General features: G+C 73.0%; 18 protein-coding genes and 1 pseudogene. 8 read left to right on the plus strand and 11 right to left on the minus strand.

Annotated elements, in window-relative coordinates:
- Positions 1 to 203 precede the first annotated feature (203 nt).
- The 3 genes and pseudogenes from AB0B66_RS15900 to AB0B66_RS15910 form a co-directional block, all read right to left on the minus strand.
- Positions 204 to 668, minus strand: a complete 465-nt coding sequence (locus AB0B66_RS15900) for a Rieske (2Fe-2S) protein (RefSeq protein WP_360529231.1) — start codon at positions 666 to 668, stop codon at positions 204 to 206.
- Positions 669 to 1132: 464 nt separating this feature from the next.
- Positions 1133 to 3967 (minus strand): annotated as a pseudogene (uvrA, locus tag AB0B66_RS15905) (excinuclease ABC subunit UvrA); the annotation flags it as partial.
- Between the two features lie 347 nt (positions 3968 to 4314).
- On the minus strand, positions 4315 to 4905 hold the full coding sequence (locus AB0B66_RS15910) for a TetR/AcrR family transcriptional regulator (protein ID WP_360529234.1): 591 nt from the start codon (positions 4903 to 4905) through the stop codon (positions 4315 to 4317).
- 112 nt (positions 4906 to 5017) lie between these two features.
- Here AB0B66_RS15910 and AB0B66_RS15915 point away from each other — a divergent pair, with 112 nt between their 5' ends.
- A complete protein-coding gene (locus AB0B66_RS15915) occupies positions 5018 to 5761 on the plus strand; it encodes a 3-oxoacyl-ACP reductase family protein (protein ID WP_360529237.1) in 744 nt (247 codons plus the stop codon).
- 201 nt (positions 5762 to 5962) lie between these two features.
- Complete coding sequence (locus tag AB0B66_RS15920; RefSeq protein WP_360529240.1) at positions 5963 to 6634, plus strand: hypothetical protein; 672 nt, start codon at positions 5963 to 5965, stop codon at positions 6632 to 6634.
- 133 nt (positions 6635 to 6767) lie between these two features.
- On the opposite strand, the gene rsgA is transcribed toward AB0B66_RS15920, so the two are convergent.
- Together rsgA and AB0B66_RS15930 are read right to left on the minus strand one after the other, a co-directional pair.
- Positions 6768 to 7826 (minus strand): ribosome small subunit-dependent GTPase A, encoded by a 1059-nt coding sequence (rsgA, locus tag AB0B66_RS15925; RefSeq protein ID WP_360529243.1) that lies wholly within the window; start codon positions 7824 to 7826, stop codon positions 6768 to 6770.
- A 191-nt stretch (positions 7827 to 8017) separates the two neighbouring features.
- Positions 8018 to 8215, minus strand: a complete 198-nt coding sequence (locus AB0B66_RS15930; RefSeq protein WP_360529246.1) for a hypothetical protein — start codon at positions 8213 to 8215, stop codon at positions 8018 to 8020.
- Positions 8216 to 8398: 183 nt separating this feature from the next.
- On the opposite strand from AB0B66_RS15930, the gene AB0B66_RS15935 reads away from it, so the two are divergent.
- Together AB0B66_RS15935 and AB0B66_RS15940 are read left to right on the plus strand one after the other, a co-directional pair.
- Entirely contained in the window at positions 8399 to 9259 is an 861-nt protein-coding gene (locus AB0B66_RS15935) for a helix-turn-helix transcriptional regulator (RefSeq protein WP_360529249.1), read from the plus strand.
- Between the two features lie 30 nt (positions 9260 to 9289).
- Positions 9290 to 9493: a DUF397 domain-containing protein gene (locus tag AB0B66_RS15940; RefSeq protein WP_360529614.1), complete on the plus strand. Its 204-nt coding sequence runs from the start codon at positions 9290 to 9292 to the stop codon at positions 9491 to 9493.
- Positions 9494 to 9503: 10 nt separating this feature from the next.
- Here AB0B66_RS15940 and AB0B66_RS15945 read toward each other — a convergent pair whose 3' ends face one another.
- From AB0B66_RS15945 to AB0B66_RS15965, 5 genes are all read right to left on the minus strand, one after another.
- Entirely contained in the window at positions 9504 to 9896 is a 393-nt protein-coding gene (locus tag AB0B66_RS15945; RefSeq protein ID WP_360529252.1) for a VOC family protein, read from the minus strand.
- A 206-nt stretch (positions 9897 to 10102) separates the two neighbouring features.
- Complete coding sequence (locus AB0B66_RS15950) at positions 10103 to 10927, minus strand: ATP-binding cassette domain-containing protein (RefSeq protein WP_360529255.1); 825 nt, start codon at positions 10925 to 10927, stop codon at positions 10103 to 10105.
- The gene (locus AB0B66_RS15955; protein ID WP_360529258.1) at positions 10924 to 13854 is read right to left on the minus strand and encodes an FtsX-like permease family protein; all 2931 of its coding nucleotides are present in this window, start codon (positions 13852 to 13854) and stop codon (positions 10924 to 10926) included. The genes AB0B66_RS15950 and AB0B66_RS15955 overlap by 4 nt, the downstream gene beginning before the upstream one ends.
- A complete protein-coding gene (locus AB0B66_RS15960; RefSeq protein ID WP_360529261.1) occupies positions 13851 to 16823 on the minus strand; it encodes an ABC transporter permease in 2973 nt (990 codons plus the stop codon). Before AB0B66_RS15960 ends, AB0B66_RS15955 begins: the two co-directional genes overlap by 4 nt.
- A gap of 126 nt (positions 16824 to 16949) precedes the next feature.
- Positions 16950 to 18227, minus strand: coding sequence for a glucosaminidase domain-containing protein (locus AB0B66_RS15965; protein ID WP_360529264.1), 1278 nt, complete (start codon positions 18225 to 18227; stop codon positions 16950 to 16952).
- Positions 18228 to 18338: 111 nt separating this feature from the next.
- Here AB0B66_RS15965 and typA point away from each other — a divergent pair, with 111 nt between their 5' ends.
- Both typA and AB0B66_RS15975 read left to right on the plus strand, forming a co-directional pair.
- Entirely contained in the window at positions 18339 to 20201 is a 1863-nt protein-coding gene (typA, locus tag AB0B66_RS15970) for a translational GTPase TypA (protein ID WP_360529267.1), read from the plus strand.
- A 291-nt stretch (positions 20202 to 20492) separates the two neighbouring features.
- Entirely contained in the window at positions 20493 to 21149 is a 657-nt protein-coding gene (locus AB0B66_RS15975; RefSeq protein WP_360529270.1) for a lysoplasmalogenase, read from the plus strand.
- 140 nt (positions 21150 to 21289) lie between these two features.
- Here AB0B66_RS15975 and AB0B66_RS15980 read toward each other — a convergent pair whose 3' ends face one another.
- Entirely contained in the window at positions 21290 to 21949 is a 660-nt protein-coding gene (locus AB0B66_RS15980; protein ID WP_360529273.1) for a hypothetical protein, read from the minus strand.
- Positions 21950 to 22013: 64 nt separating this feature from the next.
- Here AB0B66_RS15980 and AB0B66_RS15985 point away from each other — a divergent pair, with 64 nt between their 5' ends.
- Entirely contained in the window at positions 22014 to 22850 is an 837-nt protein-coding gene (locus AB0B66_RS15985; RefSeq protein ID WP_360529276.1) for a serine hydrolase, read from the plus strand.
- Positions 22851 to 22919: 69 nt separating this feature from the next.
- Entirely contained in the window at positions 22920 to 24008 is a 1089-nt protein-coding gene (locus tag AB0B66_RS15990; protein WP_360529279.1) for a dipeptide epimerase, read from the plus strand.
- Positions 24009 to 24017: the final 9 nt, after the last annotated feature.

Raw genomic sequence — 24017 nt, forward strand, 5'->3', positions numbered from 1 at the left:
GACGATCAGTCCGACACGCCTCCGGCCAGCGATCCGGGGCACTGGTCCACATGAGACTCGGCCCCCGCCTTGAACCCGCTCCGCCGCCACCGCTCCGCCGCCACCGCTCCGCCGCCCAAGATCGCTGCAGTTTCCCGGAAACTGTACGAATGGAGCCTGCCATTCACGCAGTTTCCTTGAAACTGCAGCGTGGGACACGGGGCTCAGGCGAGCTTGATCTCGCCGTTCTCGACCTTGATCTCCTTCTTGTCCAGCGCGCGGGGGGCGGGCGGCTGGAGCACCGAGCCGTCCGTGATCGAGAACTCGCTGAAGTGGCACTGACACTTGATCTTCCCGGCCTCCACCTGGCTCACCGGGCAGGCCTGGTGGGTGCAGATCGCGCTGAAGGCGGCGTACTGGCCCGCCGTGGGCTGGGTGACGACGACGCCCTGCTCCTTGAAGATCACCCCACCGCCTACCGGGATGTCCGCGGCCTTGCCGAGCACCGTGCCCGCGCCTACCGCCGCGCCGCTGGCTCCGGGGGCGCCCTGGTCGGTCGCCCCGCCGGTCGGCTCGGTCGCCGGAGCCTCGGAGCCGCACGCGGCGAGCAGCGCACCGGCGCCGACGGCGCCCGCGGAGGCCAGCAGGACCCGGCGCGAGGTCGCGCCGGACGTCGTCACGTCACTCATGAGAGGCCTTCCAGGTGTAGGTGAGGTTTTCTCTGGATCAACCTAGCGGCCCGTTCTGAGATTTAGCTGCGAGTTCAACTATTTTTCTCACCCACCGTCAACAAGATCGCCCGACTTGCCCGGCACCTGGGCGTATCTTGAGCGCGCATTCCCCCACCTGCCTGGCAAGTCCAGCGATCTTGACCGCAGACCGCGGCACGAGACGCCGTGCGCGTCGGACGCGAGGCAGGACGGCGGACACGAACGCGAACGCGAGGCAGGACGGCGGACACAAGGCGCAACGGCAGGCGCGAACGCGAGGCAGGACACAAGCGCGGCGGCCGGACACATGGAGAGTCCCGGCGACCGCGGAGGCGGGTCGCCGGGACAGGTCGTGCTCAGTGGGCCGGGTGTCAGGCCACTGCGGCCTTGGCGCGGGCCTTGCGGGCGCGCGGCGGGGTGACCGGGGCCGGGGCGTGGGCGGCGAGCATCGGCTTGAGGAACTGGCCGGTGTAGCTCTCCGCGACCGCGGCGAGCTGCTCAGGGGTGCCGGTGGCGAGCACGGTGCCACCGCGGTGGCCGCCCTCGGGGCCCATGTCGATCAGGTGGTCCGCGGACTTGATCACGTCGAGGTTGTGCTCGATCACGATCACCGTGTTGCCCTTGTCGACCAGCCCCTGCAGCACCAGCAGCAGCTTGCGGATGTCCTCGAAGTGCAGACCGGTGGTCGGCTCGTCGAGCACGTACACGGTGCGCCCGGTGGAGCGCTTCTGCAGCTCGGAGGCGAGCTTCACGCGCTGCGCCTCGCCGCCGGACAGGGTCGGCGCGCTCTGGCCCAGCCGCACGTAACCCAGGCCGACGTCGACCAGCGTCTTGAGGTGGCGGTGGATCGCGGGGATGGCCTGGAAGAACTCGGCCCCCTCCTCGATCGGCATCTCCAGCACCTCGGCGATGGTCTTGCCCTTGTAGTGCACCTCCAGGGTCTCCCGGTTGTACCGGGCGCCCTTGCACACCTCGCACGGCACGTACACGTCGGGCAGGAAGTTCATCTCGATCTTGATCGTGCCGTCGCCGGCGCAGTTCTCGCAGCGCCCGCCCTTGACGTTGAACGAGAATCGCCCCGGCCCGTAGCCGCGCACCTTCGCCTCGGTCGTCTCCGCGAACAGCTTGCGGATGTTGTCGAACACGCCGGTGTAGGTCGCCGGGTTCGAGCGCGGGGTGCGCCCGATCGGCGACTGGTCCACGCCCACGACCTTGTCCACGTGCTCCAGACCGGTGACCCGGGTGTGCCGGCCCGGCACCATGCGCGCCCCGTTGATCTGGTTCGCCAGCACCGTGTACAGGATGTCGTTGACCAGCGTCGACTTGCCGGACCCGGACACGCCGGTGACCGCGATGAACTGCCCCAGCGGGAAGGCCACCGACACGTTGCGCAGGTTGTGCTCGCGCGCGCCGACGACGGTCAGCTCGCGACCCGGGGTCGCCGGTCGGCGGTGCGCCGGGGTCGCGATCTCCTTGCGGCCCGACAGGTACGCCCCGGTCACCGACTCCTCGTTGACCAGCAGCTTGTCGTACGGCCCGCTGTGCACGATGCGCCCGCCGTGCTCGCCCGCGCCCGGACCGATGTCCACCACCCAGTCGGCGGTGCGGATGGTGTCCTCGTCGTGCTCCACCACGATCAGGGTGTTGCCCAGGTCACGCAGCCGCACCAGGGTCTCGATCAGCCGGTGGTTGTCCCGCTGGTGCAGGCCGATCGACGGCTCGTCCAGCACGTACAGCACGCCGACCAGGCCGGAGCCGATCTGCGTGGCGAGCCGGATGCGCTGCGCCTCACCGCCGGACAGCGAGCCCGACGGCCGGTTCAGCGACAGGTAGTCCAGGCCGACGTCGACCAGGAAGCGCAGCCGGGCGTTGATCTCCTTGAGCACCCGCTCGGCGATGAAGCGCTGCCGGTCGTCCAGCTCCAGCCCGGCCAGCACCACCGCCGCCTCGCCGACCGACAGCGCGCACAGCTCGGCGATGTTGCGCCCGTCCAGGGTCACCGCCAGCACCTCGGGCTTGAGCCTTGTGCCTGAGCAGACCGAGCACGGCACCTCGCGCATGTAGCCCTCGTACTTCTCCCGCGACCACTCGCTCTCGGTGTCGGAGTGGCGGCGCTCCAGCCACGGGATCACACCCTCGAAGCCGGAGTAGTACGAGCGCTCGCGGCCGTACTTGTTGCGGTAGCGCACGTGCACCTGGTTCTCCGCGCCGTGCAGGATCAGCTTCTGGCCCCGCGCGGTGATGGCCCGCCACGGGGTGTCCATGTCGAAGCCGTTCTCCTCGCCGAGCGCCTCCAGCAGCCGGGAGAAGTACTCCTGGGTCTGGCCGCCCGCCCACGGGGAGATCGCGCCCTCGCCGAGACTCTTCTCCGGGTCGGGGATGACCAGTTCCGGGTCCACCTCCTTCTTGGTGCCCAGGCCGGTGCACTCCGGGCACGCGCCGTAGGGCGAGTTGAAGGAGAAGACGCGCGGCTCCAGGTCCTCGATGCCGAGCTGGTGCTCGTTGGGACAGGCCAGGTTCTCGGAGAACTTGCGCTCGCGGTGCTCGTCGTCCTCGGGCAGGTCGACGAAGTCCATGATCACGATGCCGCCGGCCAGGCCGAGCGCGGTCTCCACCGAGTCGGTGAGCCGCTGCTTCGAGCTCTCCTTGACGGCGAGGCGGTCGACGACCACCTCGATGTCGTGCTTCTTCTGCTTGGCCAGCTTCGGCACCTCGCCCAGCGGGTGCACCACGCCGTCGACCCGGACCCGGGCGAAGCCCTTGCTCTGCAGGTCGGAGAACAGGTCGAGGTATTCGCCCTTGCGGCCGCGGATCACCGGCGCGAGCACCTGGAAGCGGGTGCCCTCGGCCATCGCGAGCACCCGGTCGACGATCTGCTGCGGGCTCTGCCGGCTGATCAGGTGGCCGCAGACGGGGCAGTGCGGCTGGCCGACGCGGGCGAAGAGCAGGCGGAGGTAGTCGTACACCTCGGTGATGGTGCCCACGGTCGAGCGCGGGTTGCGCGAGGTCGACTTCTGGTCGATGGAGACCGCGGGGCTCAGGCCCTCGATGAAGTCGACGTCGGGCTTGTCCATCTGGCCCAGGAACTGCCGCGCGTACGACGACAGCGACTCGACGTAGCGCCGCTGCCCCTCCGCGAAGATCGTGTCGAAGGCGAGGCTCGACTTTCCGGAGCCGCTCAGCCCGGTGAACACGATCATCGCTTCGCGCGGCAGGTCCAGGCTGACGTCGCGCAGGTTGTGCTCGCGCGCCCCACGGATGATCAGTCGGTCGCTCACAGCAGGCTCTCCCCACACGGTCTTTCGGCAATGTCTTCGGGCGGTCCGCCACGGCGACGGCCCAGCTCAGGGCATGGGTCGGGGGCAGCACGACACGCTCAGCACGCAGTGCAGTCGCGTGCCTGGGCAACTCTAGCCCCGGCCTCCGACATTCTCGTTTCGCGCCACGAACACACGTGCTAACCCGGCGATTCGCGACGGTCCGCGAACAACCGCAGGCGGCCCGGACCACTCGTTCGGCGCGCGGACGCCGCCCGAACGAGTCACCCACGAGGGTGAACAGAACGACGCCCGCCGCCGATTCCCGGGTGGCGCCGGTCACCCGGCTCGGCCGACCCCGTCGCGGGTCACTCCCAGGGCAGCCGGTGCAGGGTCAGCTCGACGGTGCGCAGCAGCCGATCCCGGTCCGCGCCGCCCGCCGCCTCGACCGCGAGTCCGGAGGACAGCGCGAAGACGTAGCCCGCCGCCGCCCGCGGATCGACCGAGGCGGGCAGGTCGCCCTCGGCGCGCGCCCGCTCCAGCCGCGTCACCAGGAGGTGCTCGCCGCTGTCGCGTCGGCGGGCCAGCTCGGCCCGGATGGCGGCCGCGCCGTCCCCGGCGGCCAGCGCGCCGTGCACCAGCAGGCAGCCCGGCGGGGTGTCCGGGCCGGTGGTGGCCCGTGCCACGCCCTCCAGCCAGTGCCGGATCACCTCGCGCACGGTCGACTGCCGGACCGCGTCGCGGGCATACCGGAAGACCGACTCCTCGTAGCGGTCGAGCACCTGGGAGAACATGCCGGCCTTGGAGCCGAAGGCGGCGTACACGCTGCCGGGCTTCAACCCGGTGGCCGCGGTCAGGTCGGCCATCGTGGTGCCCTCGTAGCCCTTGGCCCAGAAGACGTCGAGCGCGGCCCCGAGCACCCGGTCGAGGTCGAACTCCCGCGGCCTGCCCACCGCCATCCCGCCACCTCCGGCAATTTTTTGAGTGAATGTTCAATATATCACGTGGCAGACCCCGGTTCCCGATGCCATATTGAATGAGCACTCAAAAATTCGAACGAGGGAGCGAGTGATGACGCAGCAGCTGAACGGCAAGGTGGCCCTGGTGACCGGCGGGTCGCGCGGCATCGGCGCGGGGATCGCCCGCCGCCTGGCCCGCGAGGGAGCCACCGTGGCGGTGACCTACCAGTCCTCGGCCGACGCGGCCGCGACGGTGGTCAAGGAGATCGAGGCCGAAGGCGGCAAGGCGTACGCGGTACGGGCCGACTCGGCCGACCGGGACGCGGTGCGCGGGGTGGTGGACGAGGTCGCGCGGCGGTCCGGGCGGCTCGACATCCTGGTCAACAACGCGGGCGTGGTCGGGTTCGGGCCGATCGGCGAGCTGACCGACGAGGTGTACGACCAGACCGTGGGGGTCAATCTGCACGCGGTGTTCCACGCCAGCCAGGCGGCGCTGCGCCACCTGGGCGAGGGTGGCCGGATCATCACCATCGGCAGCGTCAACGCCGACCGCATGCCCTTCGCGGGCGGCAGCCTGTATGCGCTGACCAAGGCCGGGGTCGCGGGCTTCACCCGGGGCCTGGCCCGCGAGGTCGGCCCGCGCGGCATCACCGTCAACACGGTGCAGCCCGGCCCGGTCGACACCGACATGAACCCGGCCGACGGGCCGATGTCCGGCGCGCTGCTGCCCGCGCTCGCGGTCGGCCGCTACGGCACCGCCGACGAGGTCGCGGCCGCGGTCGCCTACCTGGCCGGCCCCGAGGCCGGCTACGTCACCGGCGCGACGCTGGACATCGACGGCGGCTTCCTCGCCTGACCCACCGCCGGGGCCTGCCGGGCTCCGCGAAGATCGCTGTTTCGGGTCATGATCTGCGGCCGCGCCTCGGAAAATGACCTGAAACAGCGATCATCGCGTCGCGTCAAGCGCGAGCCGAGCGCGGCGCGCCCACCGCCCGCCTCAACCGATGCCTGAAGACGGGTGTGCGTAGGCCCTCAGCAGCGCATACCATTCGCGATCGTGACGGATCTGATCGACTCGCAGCTCACCGGCCGGCCCGAAACGGCGCCGGCCAAGCCCGACTGCGTGGTCTGCGGCCACGTTCCCGCCGCCGAGGTGACCTTCTACCGGCACGTCGGTCTGGTGCTCTACGTGCGCTTCAACCGGATCCAGGGTCCGTTCTGCCGCGACTGCGGCCTGGCCAAGATGCGCGACGCCACCGCCGAGACGATCACCAGCGGACTGTGGAGCCCCGTCTCGTTCGTGCTCGCGCCGCTGGCCCTGATCCGCAACCTGATCGGCCGGCGCACCGTGCTCGCCCTGGACAAGCCGGTCCCCCGCCCGGGGCAACCCGAGTCGAACCTGGCACCGCTGCTGCCGACCCGACCGGTGTTCCACCGGTTCAAGTCCTGGTTCGCCCCCGCCGTCCTGGCCGCCGTGATCGCGTTCGTGGCGCTGGCCGACCTGCCGTCGGCGGAGAAACTCGACGTGGTGGGCGGCTGCGTCAAGTTCGACCGCGTCCTGCACTTCGACAGCGCGGACTTCGTCCGCTGCGAAGGCGACCACGACGCGGTGATCACCAGCATCGAGAACACCTGGCAGGACTGCCCCGGCCCCTACGTCGAAAAGCTCTACCACTACTACTGCCTCGAACCCGCCCCCGGCGCGGGCCCCCTCATCAACGTGCCCTGACCCGGCCCTCGATCTTCGCGCCGCCGCGGTTTCGGGGAAACTGCACGAATCGGTGCGCCGATAGCTGCAGTTTCCCCGAAACTGCACGCCGCCCGGCCGGACGGCGGTCCGGGTCGGCGTGCGGGGTGTCTCGTCAGCGGGAGCGGTAGTTCCAGTGGGCGGGTCGGGTGGCGGGGCCGCCGCGGCCGGTGCGGCGGGCGCGGGCGCGGCGGGACTCGAACGCGAGCTCGCGTTGCAGCTTGCACCAGCTCTCCCAGCGGCGTGCGGAGAGCCCGCCGCTTTCCAGCTCCTCGCGCACGGCGCAGCCGGGCTCCGTCTCGTGGGCGCAGTCCTGGAAACGGCACTGCTCGATCAGCGCGACGATGTCGGCGAAGGTGCGGTCGAGGCCCTGCTCGCCGTCGAGCAGGCCGACCGCGCGGATGCCGGGTGTGTCCAGCACGGCGCCGCCGCCGGGCACGGGCACCAGCGCGCGGTACGTCGTGGTGTGCCGGCCCTTGCCGTCGACCTTGCGGATCGCCTGGGTCTGCATCACGGTCGCCCCGATCAGGGCGTTGACCAGCGTCGACTTGCCCGCGCCGGACGCGCCGACCAGGCCCAGGGTGCGGCCGTGGGCGACCAGGGGGCGCAGCGCGTCCAGGCCGGTGCCGTGTTCGGCGCTGACCGCGATCGCCTCGACGCCCGGGGCCAGCTCGGCGAGCTGATCGGCCAGCGCGTCCGGGTCGGCGACCAGGTCGGCCTTGGTGATGATCAGCAGTGGTCGCGCGCCCGAGTCCCAGACGAGCGCGAGCAGGCGCTCGATGGTCGACGGTTCGGGCAGCGGGTCGGGTGAGGCGATCACCGCGGCGGTGTCGACGTTGGCGGCCAGCACCTGGCCGGTGGCGTCCTTGTCGGCGGTGCGGCGCACGATCGCGCTGCGTCTGGGCAGCACCGCCTCGATGGTGGTGCGGTTGTCCGGCCAGTGCCGCAGCGCCACCCAGTCACCGGCGCACGGCAGCGCGACCGGGTCGGCCGCGGCCGCGATCATGGCTGGCCCGCCGAGCCCGGCCCGGGCCGTGCCGGCGGCGGTCAGCACCGTGCAGACGCCGCGGTCGGCGCGCACCACCCGGCCCGGCACGTGGTCCGGCCGGTCGAACAGGGGGTACGCGGATGCGAAGTGGTCGTCCCAGCCCAGGGACGACAGGGAGACTGTCATCGGATTCCTTGTCATGGATGCGCGAGTGGAACGGGGGTCACGCCATCCGGGAGGGTGGCGTGCTGGATACCTCGACAGACATGTCGCCACCTCCCTCGAAGTCATCGTGGCGAGCTGTCCTCACCTTCGCTGCCACGGTACGCGTGCCGCCGGGGCCGGGCCACGCGATTTCGGGCGTCACCCGGCCGGGGTCATTCTCCGGGTGGCGCGTCCACCGCCGTCGACCGCCCGGCCACGAGCAAGGTGCGGTACGCGTAGTGGTAGTCGGCGCAGCCGGGGCGGTGGCACAGCCGGCAGGCGGCCCCGGGCGCCGCGGAATCGGGCAGGTGGTCGCGCAGCATCCGCCGGTATCCCGCCGCCTGCGCGTCAGTGATGCGTCCAGTGTGCACGTCGCCTCCCGGCACAACCGTCACCAGGGCTCTGACTCCACAGTGCACGCGCGAGATGCAAGTTGCAACCCGGCGCGCGAAGAAGTCTCCGGATCGCCCGCTCGTGGCGTCCCCTTGCCTGAGCCGACGGGGCGGCAGCAGACTGTTCCTCGCACTGTCGGCAATGGATGATCAGGGAGTGTCGTGGCCACGTCGGGCACCTCGCTACGCCGCCGCCGCCTCGGGGTGGCCCTGCGGGAGCTGCGCGAACGCGCCGGCATGACCCACCAGCAGGTCGGCCCGGCCCTCGACTGCTCCCCCTCGAAACTGAGCCGTATCGAGAACGGCGAAGTCGGCGTACGCCGCAGCGACCTGCTGGTGCTGCTGGACCTGTACGGCCTCGACGACGTCGGCCAGCGCGAGGAGCTGATCGAGCTGGCCCGCGAGTCCAAGCGCCGGGGAGGCTGGTGGCTCAAGTACGGCGAGGTGCCCAGCCCGTACCTGAAGCTGATCCAGCTGGAGTCGGAGGCGGACTCGATCCGCGGCGCGGAGCTGATCTTCGTGCCGGGCCTGCTGCAGACCGAGGACTACGCCCGCGCCGTCATCCGGGCCACCCGGCCGCACGACGACGCGGACGAGGTCGAACGCCGGGTGCAGATCCGGCTGACCCGGCAGGAGCTGCTCAAACAGGAAAAGCCGCCGGAGTTCTGGACGGTGCTCGACGAGGCCGTGCTGCACCGCACCGTCGGCAGCCCGCAGGTGATGGCCGAGCAGCTGCGGGCCCTGGCCGCGGCCAACGAGCTGCCGCACATCACCGTTCAGATCATCCCCTTCGCCCACGGGGGGCATGAGGCCATGGCGGGGGCGTTCCGGATCCTGCGCTTCCCCGACCGCAGGGACCCGGACACCGTCTACCTCGAAGGCTTCGCCGGCGACATCTATCTCGACGACGCCTCCGAGGTGACCCGCTGCAGCCTCGTTTTCGACCATCTCAGCGCGGCGGCACTGAGCCCGCAGCTGTCCGGCCGCAGAATGCTGGAGATCGCGCAAGGGCTCACGGGGTGAGCCGACTCAACGAGGAGTAATCAGTTGTCATTGCACCATGTCGACCTGTCGGACGCAGTGTGGCGCAAGAGCACGCGCAGTGGCGGAAACGGGGACTGCGTCGAGACGACCAGCTTGACCGGGGCGGTCGCGGTACGCGACTCCAAGGACCCGACCGGGCCGGTGCTGCTGTTCAGTGCCGCCGACTGGGGGACCTTCCTGGCGGGCGCCAAGGCGGGTGAGTTCGACCGCTGACGGGTCTGCCTCACCAGCCCTCGGGCCGGTAGGACCCGAACGTCCACTGGTTGCCGTCGGGGTCGGCGGCGGTGTAACTGCTGCCGCCGTACTCCTCCGCCTTCGGCGGCGAGACGATCTCCGCACCGTTGGCCACGGCCTTGTCGTGGTGCGCCTGGACGTCCTCGACGATCACGTACAGCCAGGCAGGGCCCGCCTCGAAGGGCATACGGCCGTCGCCGCCGTCGGTGATCGAGCTGACCATGACCATGCCGCTGCCGTGCGTCAGCTCCGCGTGCGCGACCGTCTCGTCCGCGCCCGGCACCACCAGCACCTCCCGGAACCCGAAGGCGTCCCGCAGGAACCGGATCGCGGCCACCGCGTCGCGGTAACGCAGCGTGGGAATCACCGTTGCACCCGACATCTCGACCTCCCACCAGCGACGCTACCGCCCCCGGCCCGCCCCTGCCCCGGAACGCCCGCCCCCGCCCAAGGTCATCCGACGCGTACCGGGCCGGGCGCCGCCATGATCATCCGACTTGCCGGGCACCTGTGCGTATCTTGGGCCCGCTTACCCACATGTGCCAGGCAAATCAAACGATCTTGAACCGCGGCGCGGCGGGTGGACCATCACTCGATGACCAGGCTGAGGCGGCCGTCGCCCTGCTCGACCACGAGCAGCGTGCCGGGGGGCACGTTCTCCAGGACCTCCGGCGGGAGCTGCACGGTGCCGTCGGAGGCGACCACGGCGAACTCGCGGCCCTCGCGGCCCTCCGCGCCGACCCGGCCGTCCCGGATGGTCACCGCCCGGCCCAGGCGCGCGCCGACGTCCGGGTCGTGGGTGACCGCCACGATGGTGGTGCCGCGTTCCCTGTTGATGGTGTCGAGTGCGTCGAGCACTTCGTCGCGGGCCTCGCGGTCGAGGCGGCTGGTGGGTTCGTCGATGAGCAGCAGGCCGGGCGAGGCGGCCACGCCGACCGCGATGGCGACCCGCTGCGCGGCTCCGGGCGGCAGGTCGCGCACCCGGCGGTGGCCCATGCCGACCAGCCCGAGCAGGGACAGGATGCGCTCGGGGCGCTCCACGTCGGCCGGGCGCACCTGCGCCGCCCGGCGCTGGGCCAGCCAGATGTTGGACAGCACCGAGGCGTACGGCAGCAGGTTGCGCCGCGCCCCCTGCAGCACCACGCCCAGGTCGGTCCCCCGCATGCGGGCCAGTTCGGCGTCGCTGACCCGGCCGATGTCGACCGGCCCGATCCGCACTTGCCCGGCGCTGGGCCGCATCAGGCCGGACAGCAGCGCGATCAGCGTCGACTTGCCCGAGCCCGACGGCCCGACCAGGGCGAGCTTCTCCCCCGCCGCGATGTCGAGGTCCACGCCGGACAGGGCGACCACGTCGCCGCCGTCGGCCCGGTAGATGTGCAGCACCCGGCGGCACCGCACGGCCAGTCCCGTCACTGCTCCTCCTCCCTGCGGCGGCGCACCACGTGTGCCGCCGCCCAGCAGCCTGACAGCAGCACCGCGAGCGCGGCGGCCACCGGTCCCGCGACCGCGCCGGGCTCCGGCAGCACGGGCGGGGTGAACGTGGTGTCGCCGTCGGAGAAGACCGGCAGCACGGTACGCGCCAGCGCCCAGGCCAGCGCCGCCGAACCCAGCCCCGCCACGGCTGCCGCCAGGGCGAGCGCGCACCGGCTCCCGGCGGAGACCAGCAGCAGGGTACGGGTCCGGATGCCCTGCTCGCCGAGCACCGACAGCCCGCTGTCGCCACCGGGCCGCTCGAACATCGCCAGCGCGGGCAGCCCGATCGCGGCCAGCAGCACCGCGAACGCGGCCACCGCCAGCGCGAACCACAGCCCGAGCCGGGGCGCGGCGCTGATCTGCGCCCGCCGCTGCGCCACGGTGTACTCCTCGGACACCGTCAGCCCGGCGCGGCGCAACCGGTCCACGGCGTCGGCGGGCGCGTCGGCGGACAGCCACACCTCCGGCTGGGTCAGCGCGGTCCCGCGGCCGAGCACGTACTCGGCGACGTCGAAGTCGAGCAGCGCGCCCTGCGGCCCGAAGCGGGGCACCGCGCCGAGGGTGGCGACCGCGGTGACCGGCAACTCCATGCCGCCGGTCGCGGTCAGCAGCGGCGAGCGCAGCGGGCCGGTGACCGCCATCGGCAGCGGGCCGGGCAGCGCCGCCGAGGACAGCCGCATGTCCGCGGCGACCGCGGAGTCGACCGAGATCCGCAGGCCCTCCGGTGTGCCCCGCAGCGCGGGGACCGGGCGGGCCGCACTGGCGGGCGGCTGCGACCAGCGCCGCACGTCGCCCAGCGCGGCGGCGTCCAGCAGCAACCGGCCGGTCTCGTCGCGGATCGCGTGAATGGTGGCGTCGAAGCGGGGCTGTCCGGTCCGCATGTTCTGGAGCTGGATCTCGTCCAGGCGGCACGGCTCCGGGTCGCACAGTGTGGCGTCCGCCTCGAGCCGCTGCGGGCCGGGCCGCAGACCGGGCATACGCAGGTCGTGCCGCAGCCCGCGGTCCGAGATCACCAGCACCCGCAGCTGCAGCGAGAGCTCGGGGTCGGGGCTGTCCACGGTCACCTCGACGACCAGCTTGCGCGCGCGGAACATGATCGCCGTCGGCTCGCTCGGCCGCAGCAGGCCGGCCACCGCACCGGGTGCCATTCCGGCACTGTCGGGCCAGTTCGCCACCCGCGCCAGCCGCGTGGTGTCCACCGCGATGATGTTCGGCAGCTGGTTGCCCTTGTACCGGGCGACCGCCATCGCGAAGCGCCCGTCCGGGTCGGCCGCGGCCACGGCCGAGCGCAGCTGCACGGCGGACGCGTTCTGCACCACGGCCACCCGTGCCGCGCCGGTCTGCACCCGCGCCCGCTCGTCCCAGGCCCGCCCGGCCGTGTCGTACGCGGTGACCGCGAAGCCGAGCAGCCCGAACACGACCGTCACCAGCACCACCAGCCGCCCCGTGCCCGGCACCCGGGCCAGCGCGAACCCGGCCAGACCGGTGCGCCAGCGCCCCCGGCGCAGCGCCCGGCGCGCCACCCGCGCCGCGACCAGGGGCAGCAGCCGCGCTCCGAGCAGCCCGCAGGCGAGCCCGAGGCAGACCGGCGCGAGCAGGCCGATGCCGCCCGCGTCGCCCGCCGCGGCGGCCTGGTAGCCGGCGACCGCGGCGAGGCTGCCGACAGCCACCTCCAGCGCCGTCGCGAACCGGCCCCGCCGTGGGGAGCCGCTGCGCCGCAGCAGCCCCAGCACCGGCGTACGCAGCGCGCCGACCTGGGCGAACGCGCCCGCGAGCAGGGCACCGAGCACCGCGAGCGCGGTGTAGCGCAGCGAGGCTCCGTCCCACTGCACCGTGCTGCCGGGCAGCACCACCCGGACCAGCGCCGCTGTGGCCGCGTACCCGGCGAGCAGGCCCGGCACCGCGGCGGCCAGCACCGGCACGGCCACCTCGGCGAACGGCAGCGCCCAGCGCAGCCGGCCGGGCGTGCCGCGCAGCGCGGCCAGGCCCAGCTCCTCACGCCGCTGGTCGACGCCGGCGGCGACGGCCAGGAACAGCACGAACCAGCAGATCAGGATGAGCGGCACGGCGGCCACGGTGACCGTGTCCGCCAGCATCCGGTCGCCCTGCTCGATGCGCTCGCCGAGGTCGGGCATCAGCGTGCTTCCGGCGTATCCCCCGGCTCTGAGCTGTATGAACGCCTCTTCGATCCGCCCGGCCAGCCCCGCCGTATCGGCGAACGCCGCGGGCTCGGCCACCAGGTCGACGGTCCTGGTCGCCTGGCCGCCGAAGCCTTCCAGCGAGCGGTCGGTGACGAACAGCACCGGCTGCTCGACGCCGAGCAGCGAGACCCGGTCGGCCCAGTACGGGTCGGCGGCGTCCGGGCGGCGGTAGGTGCCGACGACGGTGAACCGCACCGGGTCCCCGCCCGGAGCGCTGAACGTCAGCACCCCGCCGAGGCGTACGCCCAGCAGCTCCGGCGCGCCGTCGGGCAGCACCGCCTCCCGGTCGGCGACCGCGCACCGCCCCGCGGTCACGGCCAGTTCCCGGCACACCCCGCTGCGCGCCGCGAGCAGGGCGTCGGTCGCCTGTGCTCCGCCGGCCGCGCCCTGCAGCTGCAGCCCGTACACGGTGCGCATGTGCGCGACGTACGGCAGGGTGGTGGACCGGGCCTCGGTCGCCTCGTCGGCGCTGGTCAGTTGCGAGGCCGTCAGGACGCGCTCGGTCACCGGGGCCTGCGCGATCTGGTCCAGCCGCAGCGACTGCGCCGCCGCGGCGTGGTAGACCGGGCCACCGGCGGCGGCCGCGGCCGCGGCGAGGGTGAGCAGGAACGTGATCAGGGCGGCGGTGCGCCGCTCGCGGATCATCTCCCACAGCAGCGTCGTCATCGGCCGTCCTCCAGGTCCAGTCCGGTGACCCGGGACAGCCGGGTGCCCACGACGTACGCCGTGGCGGTCAGCAGCAGACCCGCTGCCACCAGCACGGAGATCGGCAACACCGATGAGGCGGGCGAGTCGTCCGCGGCCGCCCCGCCGAGCAGCCCGCCACCGGCGGCCGCCGCGGCGACGATCAGCAGGTAGCCGCTGCGGGTGGCCCGGCGCACCGAACGCTGCGGCACGCCCTGCGTCCGCAGCGCGGCCAGCTCGGCCCCGCGCCGCGGCCCGTCGACGGCGCCCACCAGGACCACCGCCACCATCACCAGCAGCACCGCCAGCAGGGCCGCGCCGAAGCGGAACCGCGAACCCGGTCCCTGCCCGACGGCGAGCCGCTGCTCGGTGCGCTGAGCGGCGGTCTCCGCCGACACGAACACCAGGCCGGTGGCGCGCAGCCGGTCCACCGCGTCGGCGGGAGCGTCCGGCGCGAGCCATACCTGCAGGTCGGCGATGTTGTCGGTGCTGTCGTTCGCCCGGTCGGCGTACTCCAGGTCGACCAGCAGCCCTTGCGTGCCGACCCCGGGCAGGGCGGGCGCCGCGGCGACCACGTCGACGGGGCGGCGCAGCGGGCTGAGCAGCTCGCCGCGGACCACGGTGCGGTCGTGCGCGAGCCGTTCCTCCCCCGCCAGCACGGCGGGCACCGGCAGCGGCACGTCGGCGACCTGCACCCGCACCTCCGGGTCCGGGTAGCGCGGGTCGACCGGCTCGTAGTCCACCGACAGCCCGCCGGGCAGTGGCGACAGGGTCACCCCCGCCGCGCCGATCGTGGTCCGCCAGCGGGCCGGGTCGGTCATCGCGGCCGCGTCGGCGACCACCGCGTCCGGGGCGGCCTGGGCGATGCCGTGCAGCACCAGGCCGCCGGGGTCGAGGCGGAAGCTCAACCAGGCCAGCCGGCAGCCGCCGCCGCCCGCGCACACCGGCACGTCCAGCCGCAGCGTGTGCCGTCCCGAACCGGGGACGACGGCCGCCGTGGCGGTGACCGGCTCGCCGCCCGGCCCGTCCAGCACAGCGGTCAGCGGAAGGTCGATGTGCATCGTGTCCGGCATGGTGAGGTCGAGCAGCAGTGTCGCCCCGGTGATCCGGACCGAGGGATTGGCGGGCGGGCGCAACTGCCGCGCCACCCGGTCGGCCGCGACACCGGTGCCGGACGGCCAGTGCGCCACCCGGGCCAGGCGGTCCGCGTCGACGGCGACGGTCGTGCCGGTCGACGACTCCTGACGGGCCACCGCCATCGCCCACTCGCCCGCCGGGTCGGCCTCGCGCACCAGGTGCAGTAGCGCGGCCCGGGACGGTGCGCGGACCCGGACCACCTCGGCCGCGCCCAGCGCCAGCCGAGCCTGCTCCTGCTCGGCGGCCTGCAGCGCCTGCCAGCCGTACGCGGCATGGCCGAGCAGCGCCACCACGATGACGATGAGGGCGACCAGCCGGTCCATGCCGGGCCGGCGCGCGGCCGACAGGGCGCCGAGCGCCGTGCCCACCCGTCCCACCCGCAGCGCGGCCCGGCCGAGCAGGCCCGCCAGCGGGCGCACCGCCCGTGCGGCGACCAGTCCCGCCGCGACCAGGACGAGCACCGGCGCGGCGGCGGGCAGCACCGTCTCGGCCAGGCCGAGCACCTCGGCGTCGCCGTTGCGCAGCTGCCAGGTCGCCGCGACGGCGAGGACCACCACGACGACGACCGCGGCACCGCCGGCCGCGCCGCGTCGGGCGGGCACCTGCCGCAGCGCGTCGAGCACGCCGCCCCGGTGCACCCGGACCTGCGCGAACACCACGCTGACCAGCACGGCCAGGGTAAGCCCGCCGGCCACCGCCAGCGCGGTCGCCGACAGCGGCACCGGCCCCGGCGCGGACATGGTGGCCCACGCCAGCAGCTGTGCCAGCCACCGGCCCAGAATCAGCCCGACCGGCAGGGCGACCAGCACGGTCAGCACCCCGGGCCCGGCCGTCAGCGCGGCCCGGTGCCGGGCCGGCGCGCCACGCAGCGCCCCGAGCACCGCCTGGGTACGCCGTTCGGCGGCCGCGTGGCCGGCCCCGAGCAGCAGCACCCACCAGGCGACCCCGAGCAGCAGCACAGCCCCGACCACCACGGGCACGGCGACCTTGTCCCGGTCCGCGATGATCTGCGGGAGCAAGCGCGACAGGCCTCCGGTGACGGCGATGCCACGCCCCGGCTCCTCGGCCGAGCGCAGCGTCCGGGCCAAGGCGTCGACGTCGTCGGGGCTCATCGCGGTGAGGTCGGCGACGTGGTCGAGGGTCGCCTGGAAGGTGTCGGCGCCGAGCGTCTGCAGGGTGTCGGGGACGGTGAAGACCGGGTTCTCCACGCGCAGGGGCACCGGGGTCAGCTCGCGCCGGCCCGCCCAGTACGGATCGGTGAGCGCACCCCCCGCGCCGTCCACGTCGTACACCCCGGTCACCCGCAGCGTGGCCGGTGGAGCCGTGGGCTGGACCTGGAACACGAACGTGTCGCCCGCGGCCAGCCCGAGCCGGCGCGCGGTCGTGGCGGCCAGCGCCACCTCGCCGGGCTGCGCCGGGCAGGAGCCGGTCAGGGCCAGGTGTGCGCAGACGTCGTCGCGGGCGGCGAGCAGGATCTCGATCGGCGCACCGGCTTCCCGGGGGGTGACCGCGCCGCGGCGGTAGCCGCCCCGGATCTCGCGCACCCCGGGGCCCGCCGGGACCACCGCGATGGAGCCGCGCAGTTCGGCGAGCGCGGCCGCGATCCCGTTGCGGGCGGTCATCTCCACGGTGACGGTGAGGCTCTGCTCGCCCGGAGTGGCCGCCGCCGCGGAGGCGGCCAGAACGTTGCGGGCGGCGGCGTCGGCGTACAGCGGACCCGCCACACCCACGGCCACCACCAGCGCGGCCAGCACACCCAGCAGCGCCGTCTCGCCCAGCCGCTCCCGGATCGCGCTCAATACCAGCCGAACCATCGCCAACCTCTGCCCGAACCCGTGGTGACCGCCATGCCATAAGCGATCAAGGCCCGGCAGGCGGTTGACGCCGCGTGCCGTTTGTGGCCGATCGGCTGGTGGCGGGTCGCCCGGACGGGTGACTGGCTAACGCACGGCGTCCAGCCGGTAGAGGTCGTAGCGGCGCATCAGGTCGATGATCCGGTCGGCGTGGCGGGCCCCGCCCGGATATCCGGCGGCCTGCAACTCCCGCACGAAGCGCTCCGGGTCACCGGCGTGGCCCAGCGCCCGGACGTGCTGCGGCACGCGGGCCAGCAGCGCCGCGTGGTCGGCGAACGAGTCGGCCTCATCGCGGTACGCCCGCAGCGAGGTCCCCTCGTAGGCCCGGCAGCCCAGCATGACGGCCGCGTGCCGCGCGTCGGCCCGCGGATTCGCGCCCGGCTGCGCAGCAGTTCCCGGCTGCGGGCCTGCGGAACGGTGCGGGGCTCCAGGCGACGCCGCCCCGTTCGAGGGGTTCTCGGCGGGCTGCCCGTCAGCCGCGGCCGGGCGGATCTCCGGTGGAGCGGCGCAGGCCGTGCCGAAGTAGTTGTGGTCGCGGCGGGCGGGCGCGGCCCGGCCCCAGTCCGAGGCGTCGACCGCCTGGGCCACCAGCACCGAGGCGGGTACGCCGCTCGCACGGGCCGCGGCCTGCGCGGGAACGGACGCCTGATCGACGAAGTCGCCCGACGACGTAGGCGGCACCCGCACGGGCTCCTGCCCGCACCAGGGCAGCCAGGGCCGCTGCGGTGACCAGCGCACGAACGACTCGGCGACGTACCGGCCGCCGGCCAGCCGCAGCCAGACGGCCGAACCGGCGGCCTGCTCCCCGGTGGCCTGGCACAACACGGCCAGGACCTGGCCGTCGTCGACGGTGCCGAGGCGCGCCGCGCGCGTGCCCGCCTCGCGGCGCACGTTGAGCACCGAGCCGCCGGTGGCGACCCGCGCGGTGACCGCGCCGGTGCCGCCGGACCCGCACCACGCCACCTCGGGCCGGGCGGCCGGCCAGGCCAGGAACGCGTCCGGCAGGTACCGGTCCGCCCCGACACGCATCCAGTACGCCGAGCGCCGCTCGGTGCCCGTGATCTGCTCGCCCCACACCTTGCAGTGCACCGCGACCCGGGTGTCGTCGCCGAGGGAGGCCATGGCCCGTTTGTCCGTGGCGGGGCCGGACCGCACGCTCACCACGCCGCCGTCGGTGTTGATGCGCGCGCTCGGCGCTGTCGGATCGGCGATCGCGGCCGGCAGCCCACCGGACCCGGCCGGCACCGCCGCGGCGGGCACGGCGCGGGGGGCCGCCGCGGCGGCGAGCGGGGCCGGAATCGCGGCGAGCAGCAGGAAGGGCGTCAACAGAGCGGTGCGCAGGACCGTACGCGGCGTGGCCGACATACCACCAATAACGGAAGTTACGCGCGAAAGACACCCATTCATCCGGGTGATACCCGCCACCCGACCGACCCCGACCGCTATTTTGGATCACGCCTGCCGGACAATGGAGCCATGCTTACCCGCCCCGATCTCCGTAACGTCGCGATCGTCGCCCACGTCGACCACGGCAAGACCACGCTCGTCGATGCCATGCTCACGCAGGCCGGCGCCTTCCACGCGCGCGCCGCGGCCGCTGACCGGGTCATGGACTCCGGCGATCTGGAGCGGGAGAAGGGCATCACGATCCTCGCCAAGAACACCGCCGTCAAGTACGTCGGCGAGAGCGGCGAGCAGGTCACCATCAACATCATCGACACGCCCGGTCACGCCGACTTCGGCGGTGAGGTCGAGCGCGGCCTGACCATGGTCGACGGCGTCATCCTGCTGGTGGACGCCTCCGAGGGCCCGCTGCCGCAGACCCGCTTCGTGCTGCGCAAGGCGCTCAAGGCCCGCATGCCGATCATCCTGGTCATCAACAAGGTGGACCGGCCCGACGCGCGGATCAAGGAGGTCGTGGACGACACCTACGAGCTGTTCCTCGACCTCGACGCCGACGAGTCGCAGATCGACTTCCCGATCGTGTACGCCTGCGCCCGCGACGGCATCGCCTCGCTGACCCAGCCGGAGGACGGCAAGGTCCCCACCGACAGCGACTCGCTGCAGCCGCTGTTCCAGGCGCTGCTCGACACCATCCCGGCGCCGACCTACACCGAGGGCGCGCCGCTGCAGGCGCACGTCACCAACCTCGACGCCTCGCCGTTCCTGGGCCGCCTCGCGCTGTGCCGGGTCCGGGAGGGCCGCATCCGCAAGGGCCAGACCGTCACCTGGTGCAAGACCGACGGCACCCAGCAGAACGTGCGCATCTCCGAGCTGCTGATGACCGAGGCGCTGGAGCGCAAGCCGGCCGAGGAGGCGGGCCCCGGCGACATCATCGCCGTCGCCGGCATCGCCGACATCATGATCGGTGAGACGCTGGCCGACGCGGAGAACCCGATCCCGCTGCCGCTGATCACCGTCGACGAGCCGGCCATCTCGATGACCATCGGCACCAACACCTCGCCGCTGGTCGGCCGGGTCAAGGGCGCCAAGGTCACCGCGCGCATGGTCAAGGACCGGCTCGACAAGGAGCTCATCGGCAACGTGTCGCTGCGCATCCTGCCGACCGAGCGCCCCGACGCCTGGGAGGTGCAGGGCCGCGGCGAGCTGGCGCTGGCCATCCTGGTCGAGCAGATGCGCCGCGAGTCGTACGAGCTGACCGTCGGCAAGCCGCAGGTGGTCACCAAGGACATCGACGGCAAGCTGTGCGAGCCGGTCGAGCGCCTGACCATCGACTCTCCCGAGGAGCACCTCGGTGTGATCACCCAGCTGCTGGCCACCCGCAAGGGCCGCATGGAGCAGATGGTCAACCACGGCACCGGCTGGATCCGGATGGAGTGGCTGGTCCCGGCCCGCGGCCTGATCGGCTTCCGGACCGAGTTCCTCACCGACACCCGCGGCACCGGCATCCTGCACCACGTCTTCGAGAAGTACGAGCCGTGGTTCGGCGAGCTGCGCACCCGCAACAACGGCTCGCTGGTCGCCGACCGCTCGGGCGTGGTGACCGCGTTCGCGATGACCAACCTCCAGGAGCGCGGCACGCTGTTCGTCGAGCCGACCGTCGAGGTGTACGAGGGCATGATCGTCGGCGAGAACTCGCGCTCCGACGACATGGACGTCAACATCACCAAGGAGAAGAAGCTCACCAACATGCGGGCTTCCACCTCGGACGAGACCGAGAAGCTGATCCCGCCGCGCAAGCTCTCCCTGGAGCAGGCCCTGGAGTTCTGCCGCGAGGACGAGTGCGTCGAGGTCACCCCGGCCGCGGTACGCATCCGCAAGGTCATCCTCGACCAGACCCAGCGCGGCCGCATCGCCGCCCGCCGCAAGCACGCCTGACCCACCCCGCACCAACCACCAAGGCCCCCGCCGCGCCCACGCGTAGCGGGGGCCTTCCCCGTCGCGTTGATCATGAACTTACGGACGTGTTCACCGGCGTGTCCCCACCCTGGCACCGTGATCGTCTGCAGGCCCCCGTCGGTGATCACGGCCCCAGGGTGGCGGCACGCCGTCCATCACGTCCGCAAGTTCATGATCAACGCGACGGGGAGGTGGGGCGGGGCGAGGGGTGTTGGGGGAGGGCTACTGGTGGGTATGCTGCGCGGACCCTCGACCCTCGGGAGATCCACTATGCGCGCAGACCGGCTGGTGCTGGGGCTTTTCGGCCTCGCCTCGGTGCTCAACATCCTCGCCGCCGGCCTCGGGAGCAAGCCGCTGGACTGGGCGACCAAGCCGCTGCTGCTGCCCCTGCTGGCGCTGTGGTACTTCCTGAACCAGCGGGGCAAGGGGGTGCCGCCGACGACCGGGATCCTGGCCGCGCTGCTGTTCTCCTGGGCCGGTGACGTGGCGCTGCAGTTCGAGGGCAGCACCGCGTTCATCATCGGCATGGCGCTGTTCGGCACCGCGCACGTCTGCTACGTGACGACCTTCGTCCGCAACGGGGCGCTCGGCCGGGTGCGCCGGTTGCCCATGCTGCTGGTCCCGATCGGGTACGCGATCTTCCTGGTCGGCGCGCTGACCTGGCTGTGGCCCGCGCTGTCCGAGGCGGGGCTGGCCGTGCCGATGGCCGTGTACGGCACGCTGCTGTCGTCGACCGCCGCGCTGGCGTCGGCCTTCGGCTGGCGCACCGCGCTCGGCGGCGGCCTGTTCCTGATCTCCGACCTGCTGATCGCGGTGCGCGTCGCCGACGCGTTCACCATCCCCGGCCCGCCGGTCTGGGTGATGGTCACCTACATCGCGGCGCAGTTCCTGCTGGCCACCGGCTGGGCCGAGCGCCGCACCGCCTGACCCGCGTACGGGACGCACCACGCGACCCCAGCCCGCCCCGCCCCGCTTCGTCATAGACGCTGGCCTATGACATCGACTCCAGGACACGGATAGTCGACGTCATAGGCCAGCGTCTATTAAAAGCGCGACGCCCAGAGCCGTCAGGACGGGTCGGCGGCGAGGCAGTAGATGTCGACGCTGGTGGTCCGGCCGCGCCGGGTGTGGGTCTCCTCCACGACGCCGATCGTGTCGGACGGGCACTGGTCCTCGTCGTCGACGACCTTCGTCACCATGCCCTGGTTCGGCTGGCCGCAGTCGACGAACTCGACGTCGGAGCCGCTGGCGACGACGCACTTGCCGATCTTATTCTCCGGGTCACTGGCGACGACCGCGACCGCGACCAGCCCCACCAGAGCCAGCGGGACGAGCAGGCCGACGATGGTGGCCCGCTGGTAGACGGGCTTGCCCGGGTTCCACGGCGTGCCCGACGAGCCGTCGGGGGCCGGGACCGGCTCGGTGAGCCGGTTCAGCTTGCGGCGCGCGAACAGGTTCATCAGCAGGATGAACGGCGTGATGAGGAACGACGCCCAGCCCCACCAGCCCTGCACCAGGGTGCGGCTGGTCATGGTGCGGAAGATCGCCAGTCCGCAGGTGCGGCAGTAGGTCCCGCGCTCCTTGAGGAACTGCATCATGATGATCAAGCCGCGGTGGCCGCGGAAGGTCATCTCCGCGGCCGGGCTGCAGCCGCAGTTCTGGCAGCGGTATGTGCGGTCCGGCTGCTGCACCGGTGAAGAGAGGTATGAGGGGATCAGTTCGGTCACGGCGCGGGACTCTAGTGCAGCCCGGGGCATGCCGCCGCCCCGGAAGTGGGTACGCTGCCAAACCGTGATCACGCTGCAGAGCCTCACGCCCGAACTCGACGCCTTCCCGGGCACCGCCTCGGTCTGGTGCGGCCCGCTCGACGGGTCCGCGGTGTTCGCGCGCGCCGAGCACCACCTGCACTACGCGGCCAGCACCATGAAGGTCGGGGTGATGGCGGCCGCCTGGCGGGCCGCCGAGGCCGGCCGGCTCGACCTGGACGCCGAGATCCCCGTGCACAACGAGCACCGCTCCGCCGCGCCGGGCGCCCCGGTCTACACCAACGACCCGGCGTACGACAGCGACCAGCAGGTCTGGGACCGGCTCGGCGGGAGTGCGCCGCTGCGCTGGCTGATCGAGCGGATGATCGTGCGCTCGTCCAACCTCGCCACCAACCTGGTGCTCGGCGCGCTGGGCCCCAACGAGCAGGCGTTCGCGCAGGTCAACGAGGTGTGGCAGGTCGCGGGCGCGTCCCGGGCGCACACCGACCGCGGCATCGAGGACTACCCGGCGCGGGAGAGCGGGATCAGCAACGAGGTCACCGCCGCCGACCTGGCCGCGCTGTTCGGCGCGCTGGCCGACGACCGGTTGGCCTCCCCTGCCGGGTCCGCCGCGATGATCGACGTGCTGACCGCCCAGCAGTGCCGCGACGACCTGCACCTGGGTCTGCCCGCGGGCACCCGGGTGGCGCTGAAGAACGGCTGGGTCACCGGCGAGCGGCACAGCAGCGCGTTGATCTTCCCGCCGGACGCCGCGCCGTACCTGCTGGCGGCCTGCACCACAGGCGAGGTGTCCGACGCGGACGCCTGCGCGCTGCTCGGCCGCATCGCGGCGGCGAGCTGGGCGCAGCTCGGCGCGAACTGACCGCCACCCTGGTCAGTCGTTACCGATCGGTGCTTCTGCAGCATCCGCTTCAGAAGTAGGGTCGAAAGCGTGTCGATCACCGCAGTTCGCACGCGCCGGATCTCCGCGCCGCTGCACACCCCGTTCGTGACCGCGCTGCGCCGGGCCACCGCCGTGGAGACGCTGCTGGTGGAGGTGGTCGACGCCGACGGGCGGTCCGGCTTCGGCGAGGCGCCGCAGGTCTGGGCGGTGACCGGGGCGAGCCTGGCCGGCTCGCAGGCCTGCGTCGAGGAGATGATGGCCCCGCTGCTGCTGGGCCGCGACCCCGACGATCTGGCCGCCCGCTGCCGCGACATGGCCCGAGCCGTGGTGGGCAACGAGGCCGCCAAGATGGCCGTCGAGATCGCCCTGCACGACCTGGCCGCGCGCCGTCTGGGCATTCCGCTGGTACGCCTGCTCGGCGGTACGAACCTGACCGTGCCCACCGACGTGACGCTGTCCGCGGGCGAGGCGGGCGCGCTGGCCGTCGCCGCCAAGCAGCGCCTGGCCGAAGGCTTCACCGTGCTGAAGCTCAAGGTCGGCACCGACGCCGCGGGCGACCTGGCCCGGATCCGCGCCGTGTGCGACACCCTGGAACCCGGCCTCAGGCTGCGCCTGGACGCCAACCAGGGCTGGACCCCTCGCGAGGCGGTGACCATCGTCAACCGCATCGCCGCGCTGGAGCTGCCGGTCGAGCTGGTCGAGCAGCCCGTCGCCCGGCACGACCTGGACGGCCTGGCCTGGGTCAGCGCCCGCGCCGACCTGCCGATCATGGCGGACGAGTCGGTGTTCGGCCTGCGCGACCTGGTCGAGGTGATCCGCCGCCGGGCGGCCGACCTGGTCAACGTGAAACTCGCCAAGAGCGGCGGGCTCACCGTGGCCCGTACGCTGCTGGAGCTGGCCACCGCCCACGGCCTGGGCACCTGCGTGGGCTCCATGATGGAGGGCCCGGTCGGCATCGGCGCGGCGGCGAGCCTGGTCGCGGCCCATCCGACCACGGTCGTCAGCGACCTCGACGCGGCCTGGTGGCTGTCGGCCTCGCCGGTCTCCGGCGGCATCCGCTACGAGGGCGCCTCGGTGGTCCTGCCCGACGCCCCCGGCCTGGGTGTGTCGCTGCCGAGTCCGGGCTCGGCCGAGTGATTCGCGAGG

Source organism: Catellatospora sp. NPDC049111 (genome assembly GCF_040648615.1).
GTDB lineage: Bacteria > Actinomycetota > Actinomycetes > Mycobacteriales > Micromonosporaceae > Catellatospora > Catellatospora aurea.